The 16,658-nt window shown below is 69.1% G+C and carries 15 protein-coding genes and 1 riboswitch; of the genes, 10 read left to right on the plus strand and 5 right to left on the minus strand.

Features of this window, described 5'->3' with window-relative positions; genetic code table 11:
- The first annotated feature begins 136 nt into the window (after nucleotides 1-136).
- Both BIV25_RS34910 and BIV25_RS34915 read left to right on the plus strand, forming a co-directional pair.
- Nucleotides 137-1,105, plus strand: a complete 969-nt coding sequence (locus BIV25_RS34910) for a diacylglycerol kinase family protein (protein ID WP_071376517.1) — start codon at nucleotides 137-139, stop codon at nucleotides 1,103-1,105.
- 320 nt (nucleotides 1,106-1,425) lie between these two features.
- Nucleotides 1,426-1,683 carry a WhiB family transcriptional regulator gene (locus BIV25_RS34915; RefSeq protein WP_003992873.1) on the plus strand — a complete coding sequence of 86 codons (258 nt, stop codon included), beginning with the start codon at nucleotides 1,426-1,428 and terminating at the stop codon, nucleotides 1,681-1,683.
- A gap of 212 nt (nucleotides 1,684-1,895) precedes the next feature.
- On the opposite strand, the gene BIV25_RS34920 is transcribed toward BIV25_RS34915, so the two are convergent.
- Both BIV25_RS34920 and BIV25_RS34925 read right to left on the minus strand, forming a co-directional pair.
- Nucleotides 1,896-3,362 (minus strand): sensor histidine kinase, encoded by a 1,467-nt coding sequence (locus BIV25_RS34920; protein ID WP_071376518.1) that lies wholly within the window; start codon nucleotides 3,360-3,362, stop codon nucleotides 1,896-1,898.
- Between the two features lie 360 nt (nucleotides 3,363-3,722).
- The gene (locus tag BIV25_RS34925; protein WP_071376579.1) at nucleotides 3,723-4,352 is read right to left on the minus strand and encodes a TetR/AcrR family transcriptional regulator; all 630 of its coding nucleotides are present in this window, start codon (nucleotides 4,350-4,352) and stop codon (nucleotides 3,723-3,725) included.
- Between the two features lie 96 nt (nucleotides 4,353-4,448).
- Between BIV25_RS34925 and BIV25_RS34930 the strand changes: the two genes are divergently transcribed.
- The 7 genes from BIV25_RS34930 (at nucleotide 4,449) to BIV25_RS34960 (ending at nucleotide 12,863) form a co-directional block, all read left to right on the plus strand.
- Nucleotides 4,449-5,201 carry an SDR family oxidoreductase gene (locus tag BIV25_RS34930; RefSeq protein WP_071376519.1) on the plus strand — a complete coding sequence of 251 codons (753 nt, stop codon included), beginning with the start codon at nucleotides 4,449-4,451 and terminating at the stop codon, nucleotides 5,199-5,201.
- Nucleotides 5,202-5,318: 117 nt separating this feature from the next.
- Entirely contained in the window at nucleotides 5,319-6,104 is a 786-nt protein-coding gene (gene nagB, locus BIV25_RS34935) for a glucosamine-6-phosphate deaminase (protein ID WP_071376520.1), read from the plus strand.
- Nucleotides 6,105-6,270: 166 nt separating this feature from the next.
- Nucleotides 6,271-7,035 (plus strand): GntR family transcriptional regulator, encoded by a 765-nt coding sequence (locus BIV25_RS34940; RefSeq protein ID WP_071376521.1) that lies wholly within the window; start codon nucleotides 6,271-6,273, stop codon nucleotides 7,033-7,035.
- A 141-nt stretch (nucleotides 7,036-7,176) separates the two neighbouring features.
- On the plus strand, nucleotides 7,177-7,440 hold the full coding sequence (locus BIV25_RS34945) for a DUF3311 domain-containing protein (protein WP_079177067.1): 264 nt from the start codon (nucleotides 7,177-7,179) through the stop codon (nucleotides 7,438-7,440).
- Nucleotides 7,437-9,053, plus strand: a complete 1,617-nt coding sequence (gene mctP / locus BIV25_RS34950; RefSeq protein WP_071376523.1) for a monocarboxylate uptake permease MctP — start codon at nucleotides 7,437-7,439, stop codon at nucleotides 9,051-9,053. The genes BIV25_RS34945 and mctP overlap by 4 nt, the downstream gene beginning before the upstream one ends.
- A gap of 157 nt (nucleotides 9,054-9,210) precedes the next feature.
- Nucleotides 9,211-9,349: riboswitch (cobalamin riboswitch) on the plus strand.
- 125 nt (nucleotides 9,350-9,474) lie between these two features.
- On the plus strand, nucleotides 9,475-11,844 hold the full coding sequence (locus tag BIV25_RS34955; RefSeq protein ID WP_071376524.1) for a ribonucleoside-diphosphate reductase subunit alpha: 2,370 nt from the start codon (nucleotides 9,475-9,477) through the stop codon (nucleotides 11,842-11,844).
- Nucleotides 11,844-12,863, plus strand: a complete 1,020-nt coding sequence (locus tag BIV25_RS34960; protein WP_071376525.1) for a ribonucleotide-diphosphate reductase subunit beta — start codon at nucleotides 11,844-11,846, stop codon at nucleotides 12,861-12,863. The genes BIV25_RS34955 and BIV25_RS34960 overlap by 1 nt, the downstream gene beginning before the upstream one ends.
- Here BIV25_RS34960 and BIV25_RS48105 read toward each other — a convergent pair.
- Entirely contained in the window at nucleotides 12,776-13,018 is a 243-nt protein-coding gene (locus BIV25_RS48105; protein ID WP_079177063.1) for a hypothetical protein, read from the minus strand. The genes BIV25_RS34960 and BIV25_RS48105 overlap by 88 nt on opposite strands.
- Before the next feature lie 116 nt (nucleotides 13,019-13,134).
- On the opposite strand from BIV25_RS48105, the gene BIV25_RS34965 reads away from it, so the two are divergent.
- Nucleotides 13,135-14,097, plus strand: a complete 963-nt coding sequence (locus BIV25_RS34965; RefSeq protein ID WP_071376526.1) for a GlxA family transcriptional regulator — start codon at nucleotides 13,135-13,137, stop codon at nucleotides 14,095-14,097.
- Between the two features lie 32 nt (nucleotides 14,098-14,129).
- On the opposite strand, the gene BIV25_RS34970 is transcribed toward BIV25_RS34965, so the two are convergent.
- Together BIV25_RS34970 and cyc1 are read right to left on the minus strand one after the other, a co-directional pair.
- Nucleotides 14,130-15,500 carry a cytochrome P450 gene (locus BIV25_RS34970; RefSeq protein WP_071376527.1) on the minus strand — a complete coding sequence of 457 codons (1,371 nt, stop codon included), beginning with the start codon at nucleotides 15,498-15,500 and terminating at the stop codon, nucleotides 14,130-14,132.
- Nucleotides 15,497-16,549 (minus strand): epi-isozizaene synthase, encoded by a 1,053-nt coding sequence (cyc1, locus tag BIV25_RS34975; protein WP_371273100.1) that lies wholly within the window; start codon nucleotides 16,547-16,549, stop codon nucleotides 15,497-15,499. The genes BIV25_RS34970 and cyc1 overlap by 4 nt, the downstream gene beginning before the upstream one ends.
- Between the last annotated feature and the right edge of the window lie 109 nt (nucleotides 16,550-16,658).

Below are 16,658 nucleotides of genomic sequence, written 5' to 3' on the forward strand. Positions count from 1 at the left end.
GCAGGGTAGCCGTCTCCTCGACAGCGTCCTCCGCCCGCCCCGGGAGCCCGGGGGTGTCAGGACTCACGCCCTCCTCTCTTACCCGATCCCTACCTCGGCGTCCGCCGGGTACCACCCAGTAGGTACGCTGCCATCCATGCGTGCACTTCTCGTGGTCAATCCGGCGGCAACCACCACAAGCGCACGCAGGCGCGACGTTCTGCTCCACGCGCTGGCGAGCGAGATGAAGCTGGAGGCGGTCACCACCGAGTACCGCGGGCACGCGCGCGACCTCGGCCGGCAGGCGGCGGACAGCGACGACATCGACCTCGTGGTGGCCCTCGGCGGCGACGGCACGGTCAACGAGGTCGTCAACGGCCTCCTGCACGACGGCCCCGACCTGGACCGCCTGCCCGGCCTCGCCGTGGTGCCCGGCGGCTCCACCAACGTCTTCGCCCGCGCCCTGGGCCTGCCCAACGACCCCGTCGAGGCCACCGGCGCCCTGCTGGACGCGCTGCGCGAGCGACGGGAGCGGGTCGTCGGACTCGGGCTGACCTCGGGCACGCCCGGCACCGAGGACGAGGCGGTCCCGGACCGCTGGTTCACCTTCAACGCCGGACTCGGCTTCGACGCGGGCGTGGTCGGCCGGGTCGAGCAGCAGCGCGAACGCGGCAAGACCTCGACGCACGGGCTCTACGTCCGTCAGGTCGCCCGGCAGTACTTCGGCGAGCCGAGCCGCCGGCACGGCCTGATCACGCTCGAACGCGCCGGCGAGGACCCGATCGCCGAACTCGTCGTCGCCATAGTCTCGAACACGGCCCCTTGGACGTATCTCGGCAATCGCCCGATGTACACGTCACCTAAGGCCTCGTTCGACACCGGCCTCGACGTGCTCGGTCTCAGCCGCCTCTCGGCGGCCGCGGTTGCCCGGTATGGCACCCAGTTGCTCACTTCGTCCCCCGAGCGCGGACCCCGTGGCAGGCACGCCCACTCACTGCACGATCTGGACCAGTTCACCTTGCATTCGAAGGCGCCTCTGCCCTTGCAGATGGACGGCGACCACCTTGGGCTGCGCACGAGCGTGACGTTCACAGGCGTTCGCCGTGCACTGCGTGTGATTGTGTGAGCGGAACGGCCCAAAGTCCTTTCACTCGAACGTTTAGGCCAGGATCCACCCCATGGAAGTACGGCTGTGACCTAGTCGACACCGAGGAATCAAAAAAAACTTTCCGGAAGGGGTTGTATCCGTCGCCGAGGTTTGCGAGTCTCTACGTGTCGATCGGGACGGCCCGCAACACCGGCCTCCACTGATCAACAGAACCCCTCTTCAAACCCAGGACCACGCCGGGGAGATCTCGGCGGTCGGCCCTTCACTTGTTGAGGGATTCGTGAAAGCGTTCACATTCACAAGCAACGTGCATGTAATACCAAGGAGAGGTAGCAGCCATGGACTGGCGTCACAACGCCGTTTGCCGCGAGGAAGACCCCGAGCTCTTCTTCCCCATCGGCAACACCGGTCCTGCGCTGCTGCAGATCGAGGAAGCCAAGGCCGTCTGCCGTCGCTGCCCGGTGATCGAGCAGTGTCTGCAGTGGGCGCTCGAGTCCGGTCAGGACTCCGGCGTCTGGGGTGGTCTCAGCGAGGACGAGCGCCGCGCCATGAAGCGCCGCGCCGCCCGCAACCGGGCTCGTCAGGCCTCCGCCTGACCTACCACCCCTGCTGACAGCCTGAGCTTGGCGGCGCGTACACCACGTACGCATCTCCCGCCCCCGAGCCGCAGCGCGCAGTATCCCCCGATGCGCTTAGCAATGACGCAGAGCAGCAACGAGCACGAGCCTCGGACCCATGGCGGTCCGGGGCTTTTTGCTGTGCACGGCTGAGCCGGTCAACTCCCTTGTATGAAAAGGCTGTCGGCCGGCTACTTCTGCGACCGCACCGGAAGGTCGAGGATCACCCGGGTGCCCCGCTCCGGCGCCGGGACCATGTCGAACGAACCGCCCAACTCGCCCTCCACCAGCGTCCGTACGATCTGCAGGCCGAGGTTGCCCGAGCGGTGCGGGTCGAAGCCCTCGGGCAGACCGACGCCGTCGTCCTGGACCGTGACCAGGAGCCGGGCCTCCTTCGTCGTACCGCCGCGGACCGCGGAGACCTCGACGGTGCCGGTGTCGCCCTCGCGGAAGCCGTGCTCCAGGGCGTTCTGGAGGACCTCGGTGAGGACCATGGACAGCGGGGTGGCGACCTCGGCGTCCAGGATCCCGAAGCATCCGGTGCGCCGGCCGGTCACCTTGCCCGGCGAGATCTCGGCGACCATCGCCAGCACCCGGTCGGCGATGTCGTCGAACTCCACGCGCTCGTCCAGGTTCTGGGACAGCGTCTCGTGCACGATCGCGATGGAGCCGACCCGGCGCACGGCCTCCTCCAGGGCCTCCCGGCCGCGCTCGGACTCGATCCGCCGCGCCTGGAGGCGCAGCAGGGCGGCGACCGTCTGGAGGTTGTTCTTCACCCGGTGGTGGATCTCCCGGATGGTGGCGTCCTTGGTGATCAACTCGCGTTCGCGGCGCCGCAGTTCGGTGACGTCCCGGCACAGCACCAGCGAGCCGATCCGGGTGCCTTTGGGCTTGAGGGGGATCGCCCGGAACTGGATCACCCCGTCGTGGGCCTCGATCTCGAACTCGCGCGGCGCCCAGCCGCTCGCGAGCTTGACCAGCGCCTCGTCCACCGGCCCGCGGGTCGGGGCGAGTTCGGCGGTGGTCTGCCCGAGGTGGTGGCCGACCAGGTCGGCGGCGAGCCCGAGCCGGTGGTAGGCGGACAGGGCGTTCGGGGAGGCGTACTGCACGATGCCGTCCGCGTCGAGCCGGATCAGTCCGTCGCCGGCGCGCGGCGAGGCGTCCATGTCGACCTGCTGGTCCGGGAAGGGGAACGATCCTGCGGCGATCATCTGCGCGAGGTCCGAGGCGCTCTGGAGGTAGGTCAGCTCCAGCCGGCTCGGGGTGCGCACGGTGAGCAGGTTGGTGTTGCGGGCGATCACGCCGAGCACGCGGCCCTCGCGTCGTACGGGGATGGACTCGACCCGTACGGGGACTTCTTCACGCCACTCCGGGTCGCCCTCACGCACGATCCGGCCCTCGTCCAGGGCCGCGTCCAGCATGGGCCGGCGGCCGCGCGGGACGAGGTGGCCGACCATGTCGTCCTGGTAGGAGGTGGGGCCGGTGTTCGGGCGCATCTGGGCGACCGAGACGTACCGGGTGCCGTCCCGGGTGGGGACCCACAGGACCAGGTCCGCGAAGGAGAGGTCGGAGAGCAGTTGCCACTCCGAGACCAGCAGGTGCAGCCACTCGAGGTCGGAGTCGTCGAGGGCGGTGTGCTGGCGGACCAGTTCGTTCATGGAGGGCACGTGTGTGAGCGTACTCGCACGTGTGAAGGTGGCCGAAAACACCCGCGGGCCGCGGCGCCTGGAAGGGACCCTCAACCCTCCCGGCACCGCAGCCCGGAGCATCATCGGCCGCGGGGTGTGCGGTCCCGGCCGGCCGAAGGCCGAGGAGCCGGGGCAGTCAGGGCAGAGAGCGCCGGTTCCTCGATCCGCCCTCCTGTGCGGGGAAGGCGGAGGCTTTTGTGTTCTCTTGGAATTGTGGACTAGACCACAAGGATGTGTCCATGGCCTTGTCGGCATGCACGAGCGATGGCACCCGATACACGCACCTGATGGCACTCGATGCCACGCAGCACGCAGCCTAGCCCGCCGTGCTCAGTCTTGGGGCCAGATGGTCATGGCAATTTCCGCGAGTGCTTCCAGTTCCTCCCGGCTCGCCCCGTCGCGCGCCTGCTGGGACATGCCCTGGATCATCGCGCCGGCGTGCCGGGCGAGTGCGTCGGCGTCGGCGCCGGCCGGGAGCACCCCCGCCGCGACGTCGGCACGGATCCGGGAGGCCATGGCCGCGATGTTGGCGTTGCGGCGCTCGCGCAGCAGCCGCTCCACCTCGGCGCTGGTGCAGTTGGTCGCGGCGTGCACGACGAGGCAGCCGAAGGGATGGGCGGGGTCGGTGTACTCGGCGGCGGCCTCGCGCAGCGTGCGGGCGACGGCGTCGCGGGCGGTGGGCTCCTCGGCGAGGGCGCGGTCGCCGAAGGCGCCGTGCGTGTCCGCGTAGACCCGGACGACCTCCTCGAACAGGCTCCGCTTGTCGCCGAAGGCCGCGTAGAGACTCGGCGCCCCGATGCCCATGATCCGGGTGAGGTCGGAGACCGAGGTGGCCTCGTACCCGTGCTCCCAGAAGGCCATGAGCGCCTTCTCCAGCGCGGTGGCCCGGTCGAAGGACCGCGGCCGACCGCGCGTCCTGCCGTTGCCCGCCTGCGGTTTCGCGTCCTGACCCGTCACCATGACAGCCATTTTATAGCGGGCCCTAGAAAATTGCCCCCGTCATGCTGTACGGTTTTTCTGTAGCGACCACTAGGGAAATGCGAAGGGGTGGCGGGGATGGGTGTGCTCACGGGAAAGACGGCGCTGGTGACGGGGGCGAGCCGGGGCATCGGGCGGGGCATCGCCGAACGGCTCGGGCAGGACGGAGCCCGGGTGGTGGTGCACTACGGGAGGGACGAGGCGGCCGCCGAGGAGACCGTCGCGGCCATCGAGGCGGCCGGCGGCTCGGCGTTCCCGATCAGGACGGAGCTGGGCACACCGGGGGACGCGGCGCGACTCTGGGAGGAGTTCGACCGGCACGCGAACGGCCTGGACATCCTCGTGCACAACGCGGGCATCGGCACCTCGCGCCCGTTCGCGGAGATCGACGAGGAGGAGTACGACCGCCTCTTCGCGGTGAACGCGAAGGCGCCGTTCTTCCTCACGCAGCTCGGGGTGGACCGACTGCGGGACGGCGGGCGGGTGGTGAACATATCGTCGGGGCTCGCGCGGACCGCCCTGATGCCCCACCTCGTCCCCTACGCGATGACGAAGGCCGCACTGGACGTCTTCACCCGGGACCTGTCCAAGGTGCTCGGCCCCCGCGGGATCACGGTGAACTCGGTGGCGCCCGGCATCGTGGACACCGACGTCAACGCCGACTGGCTGCGCGCGAGCGACGAGGCATGGGCGAACGCGGCGGCGTACGCGGCGCTGGGCGGAGTGGGCCGGCCGGCGGACATCGCCGACGTGGTGGCCTTCCTGGTCTCGGAGGACGGCCGCTGGGTGACGGGCCACTGGCTGGACGCGACGGGAGGCTCCCTCACCTGACCGCACGTTCCCCGGAGCTTCCGCCCTGCTTTCCCGCCCCGTCGTACGGCGATTCTGTTAGATTGGTCTAAACCACATAGAGGTGCACAGAGCCCACTTCAGAACGGCAGGCCCAGCGTGGAAGTTGTCATCGTTCCGGACGCCGCGGCGGGCGGCGAGCTGATCGCCGAGGCCATGGCGCAGCTGCTGCGACGCAAGCCCGACGCCCTGCTCGGCGTGGCCACCGGCTCCACCCCGCTGCCCATCTATCAGGCACTGGCCACGAAGGTGCGCTCCGGTGCCGTGGACACCTCGCGGGCCCGGATCGCCCAGCTCGACGAGTACGTGGGGCTGCTCGCCGAGCACCCCGAGTCCTACCGCTCGGTGCTGCGCCGCGAGGTGCTGGAGCCGCTCGGCATCGGCATGGACGCGTTCCTCGGACCCGACGGCACCGCCGCGGACGTCCAGGCGGCCTGCGCGGAGTACGACCGCGCGCTCGCCACGGCCGGCGGGGTCGACCTCCAGCTGCTCGGCATCGGCACCGACGGGCACATCGGCTTCAACGAGCCGTGCTCCTCGCTCGCCTCGCGCACCCGCATCAAGACCCTGACCGAGCAGACCCGCGTCGACAACGCCCGCTTCTTCGACGGCGACATCGGCCAGGTCCCCCACCACGTCATCACCCAGGGCATCGGCACCATCCTGGAGGCCCGGCACCTGGTGCTGCTCGCGACCGGCGAGGGCAAGGCGGACGCGGTGGCCGCGACCGTCGAGGGCCCGGTCGCCGCGGTCTGCCCGGCCTCCGCGCTCCAGCTGCACCCGCACGCGACGGTGGTGGTCGACGAGGCGGCCGCGTCCAAGCTGAAGCTCGCCGACTACTTCCGGCACACCTACGCCAACAAGCCGGACTGGCAGGGGATCTAGCGGCCCGGGGCCGGGTGATGGACTAGACCAACCAGGGGTGGGACGGTATACAGAGGAGATCGCGGGGCATGCGGGTGGACTCCGGACACAAGAAGCCGTGCCACGATGTGAGCCGTGGCCGATGCCAGTCGGTCGCTTTCGGCATCCGGAGCCGGGAAGGCAGGGCATGAGCACCGACGTGAGCAGTGCGGAGAACGAGGCCGGCACCACCGTCCGTACGGCACGCGTGCCCAAGTACTACCGCTTGAAGAAGCACCTGCTCGACATGACGGAGACGCAGGCGCCGGGCACTCCGGTCCCGCCCGAGCGCACGCTGGCTGCCGAGTTCGACACCTCCCGCACCACCGTCCGCCAGGCCCTTCAGGAACTGGTCGTCGAGGGCCGGCTGGAGCGGATCCAGGGCAAGGGCACCTTCGTCGCCAAGCCCAAGGTCTCCCAGGCGCTCCAGCTCACCTCCTACACCGAGGACATGCGCGCCCAGGGCCTGGAGCCCACCTCGCAACTGCTGGACGTCGGGTACATCACGGCGGACGACCGGCTCGCCGGGCTGCTCGACATCACGGCCGGCGGGCGCGTGCTGCGCATCGAGCGGCTGCGCATGGCCAACGGCGAGCCGATGGCGATCGAGACCACGCATCTGAGCGCCAAGCGCTTCCCGGCCCTGCGCCGCTCCCTGGCGAAGTACACCTCTCTCTACACCGCGCTGGCCGAGGTCTACGACGTCCACCTCGCCGAGGCCGAGGAGACCATCGAGACCTCCCTGGCCACCCCGCGCGAGGCAGGTCTGCTGGGCACCGACGTGGGCCTGCCCATGCTGATGCTCTCCCGCCATTCCCTGGACCGCGAGGGCAAGCCGGTGGAGTGGGTGCGCTCGGTGTACCGCGGGGACCGCTACAAGTTCGTGGCGCGGCTGAAGCGGCCCGTCGAGTAACTGCCGCCGGGGTCACGGACGGTGGAGGTTCGCCGAATCGATATACCGATATGCGGACGAGGTCTTCCACTGCCGTGACACCGTCACCTAGATTGCCTGCGCATTACACAGGTGATCAGCGAGGGGACGGAGATCGGTGGCATGTCCGAAGCACCAGAAGTGAGGCCGCCGGTGGTGACGCCGGTGCGCGTGATCATCGGCGTGTGCCTCGTCGCGCCCTTCGTGGCGATGCTGTGGGTCGGCTCGTACGCCAAGACCGACCCCACGTTCATCGGTATCCCCTTCTTCTACTGGTACCAGATGCTCTGGGTGCTGATCTCCACGGCGCTCACGATGACGGCGTACCAGCTGTGGCAGCGTGACCAGCGCGCCCGTGCCGGCAAGCAGGGGGGTGCGGCGAAGTGAACAACGGCGTCAACGGCGTCGCGCTCGGCGTCTTCATCTTCTTCTTCGTGGCCGTCACGGTCATGGGCTTCCTCGCCGCACGCTGGCGCCGGGCCGAGAACGAGCACTCGCTGGACGAATGGGGCCTGGGCGGACGGTCGTTCGGCACCTGGATCACCTGGTTCCTGCTCGGCGGTGACCTGTACACGGCGTACACCTTCGTCGCCGTACCGGCGGCGATCTACGCGGCGGGCGCGTCCGGCTTCTTCGCGGTGCCGTACACGATCCTCGTCTACCCGCTGATCTTCACGTTCCTGCCCCGCCTGTGGTCGGTGTCCCACAAGCACGGCTACGTGACGACCTCGGACTTCGTGCGCGGCCGGTTCGGCTCCAAGAGTCTGTCGCTGGCGGTGGCGCTGACCGGCATCCTCGCCACGATGCCGTACATCGCGCTCCAACTCGTCGGCATCCAGGCCGTGCTGGACGTGATGGGCGTCGGCGGGGAGAGCAGCGGCAACTGGTTCGTCCGGGACCTGCCGCTGCTGATCGCCTTCGGTGTGCTCGCGGCCTACACCTACTCGTCCGGGCTGCGCGCCCCCGCCCTGATCGCGTTCGTCAAGGACGGCCTGATCTACCTCGTCATCGCGGTGGCGATCATCTACATCCCGATCAAGCTGGGCGGCTTCGACGACATCTTCGCCAAGGCCGGTCACGCCTTCAGCCAGGTCAGCCCGGCGACGGGCAAGCCGCGCGGCGCGCTCGCGCCCCCGGAGGCGGGCCAGTGGACGTACGCCACGCTGGCCCTCGGTTCGGCCCTGGCCCTGTTCATGTACCCGCACTCGATCACCGCGACCCTGTCGTCCAAGAGCCGCGAGGTGATCCGCCGCAACACCACGATCCTGCCGCTGTACTCCCTGATGCTCGGCCTGCTGGCCCTGCTGGGCTTCATGGCGATCGCGGCCGGAGTCAAGGTCAGCAACGGGCAGTTGGCGATTCCGCAGCTGTTCGAGGACATGTTCCCGAGCTGGTTCGCGGGCGTGGCCTTCGCCGCCATCGGCATCGGCGCCCTCGTGCCCGCGGCCATCATGTCGATCGCGGCGGCGAACCTCTTCACCCGCAACATCTACCGGGACTTCATCAAACCGGACGCCACGCCGAAGCAGGAGGCCCAGGTCTCCAAGCTGGTCTCCCTGCTGGTGAAGGTCGGCGCCCTGGTCTTCGTCCTCACCATGGACAAGACGGTCGCCATCAACTTCCAGCTGCTGGGCGGCATCTGGATCCTGCAGACCTTCCCGGCCCTGGTCGGCGGGCTGTTCACCCGCTGGTTCCACCGCTGGGCGCTGCTCGCCGGCTGGGCGGTCGGCATGATCTACGGCACGGTCGCCGCGTACGGCGTCGCCTCCCCGACCCAGAAGCACTTCGGCGGCTCGGCGAAGGAGATCCCCGGTATCGGCGAGATCGGCTACATCGGCATGACGGCGTTCGTGCTGAACGTGGCCGTCACCGTGGTCCTCACCCTCGTCCTGAAGGCCGTAAAGGCCCCCGAGGGCCTGGACGAGACCCGCCCGGAGGACTACACGGCGGACGCGGGCGACCCGGGCGTCGAGGCAGAACTGGCGGGCGTCGCCCACTGAAGTACACCCTGAAGCCTCCCGTACACACCCCGCAGCGGGCCGCCAGCACCACGCACCACGGCGGCCCGTTCCGCATGTCCCCCGTCATACACAAGTTGACGCTCTGAAGCCAGCGCAACACACAACAGACACAACATCTGGGGGTGTCACGACAGCCCGGCACTAGATGTATGCTCATCCTCGCTGTCGTCGCAGGGGAATCCGGTGCGAATCCGGAACTGTCCCGCAACGGTGTACTTGTGCGCATCCGCGCCCAGGAGTCAGTCCGAGGACCTGTCGGCAGCGTGCGCCCGGCCGCCCGGCCCGGGTGCCTTCCGACGTCCGGGCCTCGTGGAATGGGCCGGTGGACGCGACGCGTGCGCGCTCGTGGCTGCCCCCTGCCCTCCGCAAGGCCCCCGTGCCGAGCGAGGGAGAGCCCCACGTGACCATCGCGCCCGCAGATCCGGCTTCAGCAGGCGGTCTGGACACCGACGGTCCCGGTACCGCGCTGCTGCGTACCCTGACCGAGCTGACCGCCGACCTCCCCGACGCCGACCCCGGCCGGGTCGCCGCCGCCGCGCTGCGCGGCCGGTCGGCGCGGGCCGACGAGTCGGAGTTGCGCGAACTGGCCACGGAGTCCGCCGCCGGGCTCATCTCCGAGGACCCCGCCTACTCGCGGCTGGCCGCCCGGCTGCTGACCCTCTCCATCCGCGCCGAGGCCGCCTCGCAGGGGGTGACGTCCTTCACCGAGTCCGTGGCCGTCGGTCACCGCGAGGGCCTCATCGCCGACCGCACCGCCGAGTTCGCGCGGCTGCACGCGGCCCGCCTCGACGCCCTGGTCGACGTGCAGGGCGACGACCGCTTCGGCTACTTCGGCCTGCGCACCCTGCACAGCCGCTACCTGCTGCGCCACCCGATCACCCGCCGGGTCATCGAGACCCCCCAGCACTTCATGCTCCGGGTCGCGAGCGGACTCGCCGAGGACGACAGCGTCCGCGCGCTGGACGAAGTCGCCGCGCTCTACGGACTCATGAGCCGCCTCGACTACCTGCCCTCCTCCCCCACGCTGTTCAACTCCGGCACGCGACACCCCCAGATGTCGTCCTGCTACCTCCTCGACTCCCCGCTGGACGAGCTGGACTCGATCTACGACCGCTACCACCAGGTGGCCCGGCTCTCCAAGCACGCCGGCGGCATCGGGCTGTCGTACTCCCGCATCCGCAGCCGCGGTTCGCTGATCCGCGGCACCAACGGGCACTCCAACGGCATCGTGCCGTTCCTGAAGACGCTGGACGCCTCGGTGGCCGCCGTGAACCAGGGCGGCCGGCGCAAGGGCGCGGCCGCGGTCTACCTGGAGACCTGGCACTCCGACATCGAGGAGTTCCTGGAGCTGCGGGACAACACCGGTGAGGACGCTCGCCGTACGCACAACCTGAACCTCGCGCACTGGATCCCGGACGAGTTCATGCGCCGGGTCAACGCGGACGCGTCCTGGTCGCTGTTCTCTCCCGCCGACGTGCCGGAGCTGGTGGACCTGTGGGGCGAGGAGTTCGACGCCGCGTACCGCAAGGCCGAGCAGGCGGGCCTCGCGAAGAAGACCATCCCGGCCCGTGAGCTGTACGGCCGCATGATGCGTACCCTCGCGCAGACCGGCAACGGCTGGATGACCTTCAAGGACGCCGCCAACCGCACCGCCAACCAGACCGCCCTGCCGGGGCACGTGGTCCACTCCTCCAATCTCTGCACGGAGATCCTGGAGGTCACGGACGACGGCGAGACGGCGGTCTGCAACCTGGGTTCGGTGAACCTGGGTGCCTTTGTCGACACGGCGAGCGGTGACATCGACTGGGAGCGGCTGGACGAGACCGTCCGCACGGCCGTGACCTTCCTCGACCGGGTCGTGGACATCAACTTCTACCCGACCGAGCAGGCGGGCCGCTCCAACGCCAAGTGGCGTCCGGTCGGTCTCGGCGCGATGGGCCTCCAGGACGTCTTCTTCAAGCTGCGCCTGCCCTTCGACTCCGCCGAGGCCAAGGCCCTCTCGACGCGGATCGCCGAGCGGATCATGCTCGCCGCCTACGAGGCCTCCGCCGACCTCGCCGAGCGCAACGGCCCGCTGCCGGCCTGGGAGAAGACCCGCACGGCCCAGGGTGTGCTGCACCCGGACCACTACGACGCCGAGCTGACCTGGCCGGAGCGCTGGGACGCGCTGCGCGGGCGGATCGCCGGCGTCGGGCTGCGCAACTCGCTGCTCCTCGCGATCGCCCCGACGGCCACCATCGCCTCCATCGCGGGCGTGTACGAGTGCATCGAGCCGCAGGTGTCGAACCTGTTCAAGCGCGAGACGCTGTCGGGTGAGTTCCTCCAGGTCAACTCGTACCTGGTGCAGGACCTGAAAAACCTGGGCGTGTGGGACGCGCGCACCCGTGAGGCGCTGCGCGACTCGAACGGCTCGGTGCAGGACTTCGCGTGGATCCCCGAGGAGGTGCGCGCGCTGTACCGCACCGCGTGGGAGATCCCGCAGCGCGGTCTGATCGACATGGCGGCGGCCCGCACCCCGTTCCTGGACCAGGCACAGTCCCTGAACCTGTTCCTGGAGACGCCGACCATCGGCAAACTCTCCTCGATGTACGCGTACGCCTGGAAGTCGGGCCTGAAGACGACGTACTACCTGCGCTCCCGCCCGGCGACCCGGATCGCCCGCGCGGCCCAGGCGCAGCCCCGGAAGACCATCCCCGCCCAGCAGGTCGCCGACCCCGACGCCGTCGCCTGCTCCCTGGAAAACCCCGAGTCCTGCGAGGCCTGCCAGTAATGACCACTCCCGCTCACGAGAAGAACCTGCTCGACCCGGGCTTCGAACTGACGCTGCGTCCGATGCGCTACCCGGACTTCTACGAGCGCTACCGGGACGCGATCAAGAACACCTGGACCGTGGAGGAGGTCGACCTCCACTCGGACGTCGCCGACCTCGCGAAGCTGACGCCCGAGGAGCAGCACCTCATCGGCCGGCTGGTGGCCTTCTTCGCGACGGGCGACTCGATCGTCGCGAACAACCTGGTGCTGACGCTGTACAAGCACATCAACTCCCCCGAGGCGCGGCTCTACCTGAGCCGTCAGCTCTTCGAGGAGGCCGTGCACGTCCAGTTCTATCTGACGCTGCTGGACACCTACCTGCCCGACCCGGACGACCGGGCGGCGGCCTTCGCGGCCGTCGAGAACATCCCCTCCATCCGCGAGAAGGCGCAGTTCTGCTTCACGTGGATCGACGAGGTGGAGAAGCTGGACCGGCTGGAGTCGAAGGCCGACCGCCGGCGCTTCCTGCTGAACCTGATCTGCTTCGCCGCGTGCATCGAGGGCCTGTTCTTCTACGGCGCCTTCGCGTACGTCTACTGGTTCCGCAGCCGGGGTCTGCTGCACGGCCTCGCCACGGGCACCAACTGGGTGTTCCGCGACGAGACCATGCACATGTCCTTCGCCTTCGACGTGGTCGACACCGTCCGCAAGGAGGAGCCGGACCTCTTCGACGACCAGCTCCAGCAGCAGGTCACCGACATGCTGGCGGAGGCGGTCGAGGCCGAGCTGCAGTTCGCCCGCGACCTGTGCGGTGACGGCCTGCCGGGCATGAACACCGAGTCGATGCGCCAGTACCTGGAGTGCGTCGCCGACCAGCGCCTCACGCGCCTCGGCTTCGCCCCGGTGTACGGCTCGGAGAACCCCTTCTCCTTCATGGAGCTCCAGGGCGTTCAGGAGCTGACGAACTTCTTCGAGCGCCGCCCGTCGGCGTACCAGGTCGCGGTGGAGGGCACCGTCGACCTGGACGAGGATTTCTGAGTCTCCTGTCGCGTACGCCCCTCCTGGGCCTGCCCGAGCTGTCGGTCGATGCGCCACTCGCGCACCGCGCCGACCGCGGAGGGCAGGACCATGAGGAGCAGGATGCCGAAGGTGGCGGCCATTCCGATCAGGCCCTGCATCTGGTTTCCGGTCATGCACACCACTGTCGTCCGGGACGCTCCTGGCCGGCAGTGGCAGGACTGCCGTAGACCTTCGAATTACTGCCACCGTTCTCTGTATCGGCGAGGGGTCCGCGAGGCACACTGGCAGCATGCTGAAGAACGTGGCCGCCGTGCTGCTGGACGGGGTGCACCCCTTCGAGCTGGGCGTCGTGTGCGAGGTGTTCGGCATCGACCGCAGCGAGGAGGGACTGCCCGTCTACGACTTCGCCGTCGTCTCCGCCGAGGGGCCGACGCTCGGCACCCACTGCGGCTTCACCGTGTCCACGCCGTACGGGCTGGAGCGGCTCGAAGAGGCCGACCTCATCGCCGTACCGGCCGGGAACGCCTATGCCGAGCGGGCGTATCCCGAGGAGCTGCTGGCTGCCCTGCGCCGGGCCGTCGGGCGGGGTGCCCGGGTGCTGAGCGTGTGTTCCGGAGTGTTCCTGCTGGCCGCGGCGGGGCTGCTGGAGGACCGGCGGTGCGCGGTGCACTGGCATCACGCCGAGCAGCTCGCCCGGCGCTATCCGCGGATCGCCGTCGAGCAGGACGTGCTGTACGTGGACGATGATCCGGTGATCACGTCCGCCGGTACGGCCGCCGGCATCGACGCCTGTCTGCACATCGTGCGCAAGGAACAGGGGACCGAGGTCGCCAACAAGATCGCCCGGCGGATGGTCGTGCCCCCGCACCGGGACGGCGGGCAGGCCCAGTACATCGAGCGGCCGCTGCCGAGGGGCTCGTGCGACACCGTCGGCGAGGTGCTGGTGTGGATGGAGGAACACCTCGACGCGGAGGTGACCGTCGAGCAGCTCGCCGCCCGCGCGCACATGTCGCCGCGCACCTTCGCCCGCCGCTTCCAGCAGGAGACCGGGACCACGCCGTACCGGTGGATCCTGCGTCAACGGGTGCTGCGCGCACAGGAGTTGCTGGAGGGTACCGACGAGACCGTGGACGCGATCGCCTGGCGCACCGGGTTCGGTACGGCGGCTGCGCTGCGTCACCAGTTCGTGCGGGCGCTCGGCACCACGCCGAACGCCTACCGGCGCACGTTCCGCGGCCCTCACGCCGCGTGAGCGCGCGCCGGTATCAGGGCGTATCCGTCACCTCACCACTCCACAGGTTTCAGCAGCAGGTCGTGCGGGCGCAGCGTGATGCCCACGCGGGTGGCGTCGTTCGACCCCGTGACCTGCTCGAAGCGGTACTTCGCGGAGATCGCCGCCGTGATCAGGGTCAGCTGGGTCATGGAGAAGTGGTCGCTCGGGCACTTGCGGTTGCCCGTGCTGAACGGGCTCATCGCGTGCTTCGGAACCTCCTTGGCCCGCTCCGGCAGCCACCGGTCGGGGTCGAAGTCGAGGTGGCGGTCGTAGGAACGGGTGTCCCGCTGGATCGCGTAGGGGCTGTAGACGATGTCCGCCCCGGCCGGAATGCGATAGCCGCCGAGTGAGGTTTCGGTCACCGCCCGCCGCGTCAATATCCAAACGGCCGGCCTGAGCCGCATCGCCTCGACGACGACATTGTTGGTGTGGGTGAGTGAGCGGACGTGCTCGAATGCGACGGGTCGGCCGCCGGTCACGGTTTCGACCTCGGTCCGTACCTTCTCGGCGTGTTCCGGGTGTTCCGCGAGGACTTGGAGCAGCCACATGATCGTGGACGCCACTGTTTCGCTGCCCGGGGTGAGTATCGCGACGACCTGGTCGTGGATCTCCTGTTCCCCGATGGGGTCGCCATTGTCGTCCTTCGCTTCCAGCAATGCCGTCAGCAAATCGTCCGGACTTTGACCACTTGCCCTCCGCTCGGCGACGATCTCGTCCACGAGAAGATGCAAATCGGCCAAGGCTCGGTTGAATTGGCGGTTGGCCGGAAACGGCAGCCGGTAGAGCGGTCCGAGCGGGACGACCATCCTGCGGTACATGCCCCGGAAGACGGTGGCGAGGTCGACGCTGAGCCGCTCGGCGCGCTCGTCCATGTACTCGCCGCGCAGCAGGCAGCGGGCGGCGATGCGCACGGCGACGCGGAAGGACTCGGAGGTGCACTCGACGGTCCGGCCGGGCTGCCAGCGCTCGGTCAGCGCGTGCGCCTCCTCCTCCATGATCGGCCCGTAGTTCGGGATGGCGTCCAGCCGGAATGCGGGCTGGATGGTGCGCCGCTGGCGCCGGTGCGTGGGCCCGTTGGCGGTGGCCACGCCCTCCTTGCCGAGCAGCCCTTCGAGGGACTCCCACAGCGGACCGTCGATCTTGAAGTCGGGGCTGAGCGCGAGGGCGCCGGTGAGGGCCGGCGTGGTGACGGCGTACACCGTCTTGGGACCGAGCTTGAGGCGTACGACGTCGCCGTGGTCGCGCAGGCCCGCCATGAAGGCGAGCGGGTCGCGGACCAGCTTCAGGCCGTGCCCGAGACCCGGCACGGCGCCGCCCGCCAGGGGCGCCTCGCGCGGTTCGGCCGTCTCGGAGGTCACGGGCCTCACAGACTCGACGGTCATTTCTCACCTGCCGTTTCGTTCGTCACGTACGGGGGCGTGGACCGGTCGTCCCAGCTGTCGACCATGTACCGGCCGGACTCGTGGTGGAACCAGTAGACGGAGCTGAACCAGTTCCGCATATTGCCGACACAGCCGCGCACCGCGGTGCTCAGTTCTTTGCCGCCGGCACCCAATCCGGGGGCAGTGCCGTCGGCAATTGCGTCGGCGAAGCGCAGTGCCTCCTGTTCAGCCTCCAGGAATTCCTGGAGGCATTTCTCGACGCGCCGCCTGACCTCGTCCACGGCTTCTTCGAGAGTCAGTCCCTCATGGGTGATGAGACTGATTCCGAGATTGTGGACCTCATCCCCCGCTATTTCTTTCGGCAGCGAGCACAGGTCGTTGTACCAGGCGGCGAATTCCTGGGTCAGCAGCGCGGCCCGGCGATAGGCCGGGTTTTTCCGCACGGCGTCCGGGAGTTCACGTCCGGCGCTGGGTTCGAGCAGGTCCGTCCATATCCAGTGGGCGAAGGTGTGCCGGCGCAGGGCGAGGTATTCCTCGACGCCGGGTATGTATCCCTCGGTGCGGTTGCGGAATTCACGGTCGTAGGCCTCGATCACCGAGTGGAAGTGCCGGGCGAACCGCTGGTTCCAGGTGCGCGGCAGGAAGCCGTACAGCCGCTGCACGCTGTCCGCGAACCCCGAGACCAGCGGGTCCGGGTGGTGCAGATGATGCCTGGGTGCGTCGAGGGCCGCGTGCAGGCGGTTCCTCAGCCGCCGCCAGTCGCCCGCCCGGCCGTGCACGATGCAGCGGTCGTGGCGGTCGTCCCAGATGAAGAACCACGCGCTGTAGTCGGCGATGGCTTGCAGGACCTGGTCGGAGGCGTTCACGTAGAAGCCCGCCATCAGGTCGGTGTAGCACAGTCCATCGGCATATTCCTGCACCTTGCCCGCGGGCATGAGCCGCTTTTCGAGCAGCCACAGGCGGGTCTTCTCCTGAAGCCGCGGCCAATACGGATGCAGTTGCCGGGGAAAGGCGGACTCGATCACCGGGAGTGCCAGTGAGGGTGGCACTACGACCGCCGTAGGTGTCGCTGTGGTGCTGTGTGGGAAAGCTTGCACGAACAAACCCCTCTCAGCCGCCAGGAGCGCACGCTCCTCCCGTCATGCCGGGCGTGCGCCG

Origin of the sequence: Streptomyces sp. MUSC 14 (assembly GCF_001866675.1) — a bacterium.
In the GTDB taxonomy this organism is placed as follows: domain Bacteria; phylum Actinomycetota; class Actinomycetes; order Streptomycetales; family Streptomycetaceae; genus Streptomyces.

Coding starts and splice junctions, on each gene's coding strand:
- BIV25_RS34960 (WP_071376525.1), top strand. CDS start 11,844: ATGACCACTCCCGCTCACGAGAAGAACCTGCTCGACCCGGGCTTCGAA.
- BIV25_RS34925 (WP_071376579.1), bottom strand. CDS start 4,352: ATGGTGACGGGTCAGGACGCGAAACCGCAGGCGGGCAACGGCAGGACG.
- BIV25_RS34965 (WP_071376526.1), top strand. CDS start 13,135: ATGCTGAAGAACGTGGCCGCCGTGCTGCTGGACGGGGTGCACCCCTTC.
- BIV25_RS34940 (WP_071376521.1), top strand. CDS start 6,271: ATGAGCACCGACGTGAGCAGTGCGGAGAACGAGGCCGGCACCACCGTC.
- BIV25_RS34930 (WP_071376519.1), top strand. CDS start 4,449: ATGGGTGTGCTCACGGGAAAGACGGCGCTGGTGACGGGGGCGAGCCGG.
- BIV25_RS34910 (WP_071376517.1), top strand. CDS start 137: ATGCGTGCACTTCTCGTGGTCAATCCGGCGGCAACCACCACAAGCGCA.
- BIV25_RS34945 (WP_079177067.1), top strand. CDS start 7,177: ATGTCCGAAGCACCAGAAGTGAGGCCGCCGGTGGTGACGCCGGTGCGC.
- BIV25_RS34915 (WP_003992873.1), top strand. CDS start 1,426: ATGGACTGGCGTCACAACGCCGTTTGCCGCGAGGAAGACCCCGAGCTC.
- BIV25_RS34920 (WP_071376518.1), bottom strand. CDS start 3,362: ATGAACGAACTGGTCCGCCAGCACACCGCCCTCGACGACTCCGACCTC.
- BIV25_RS48105 (WP_079177063.1), bottom strand. CDS start 13,018: ATGACCGGAAACCAGATGCAGGGCCTGATCGGAATGGCCGCCACCTTC.
- BIV25_RS34970 (WP_071376527.1), bottom strand. CDS start 15,500: ATGACCGTCGAGTCTGTGAGGCCCGTGACCTCCGAGACGGCCGAACCG.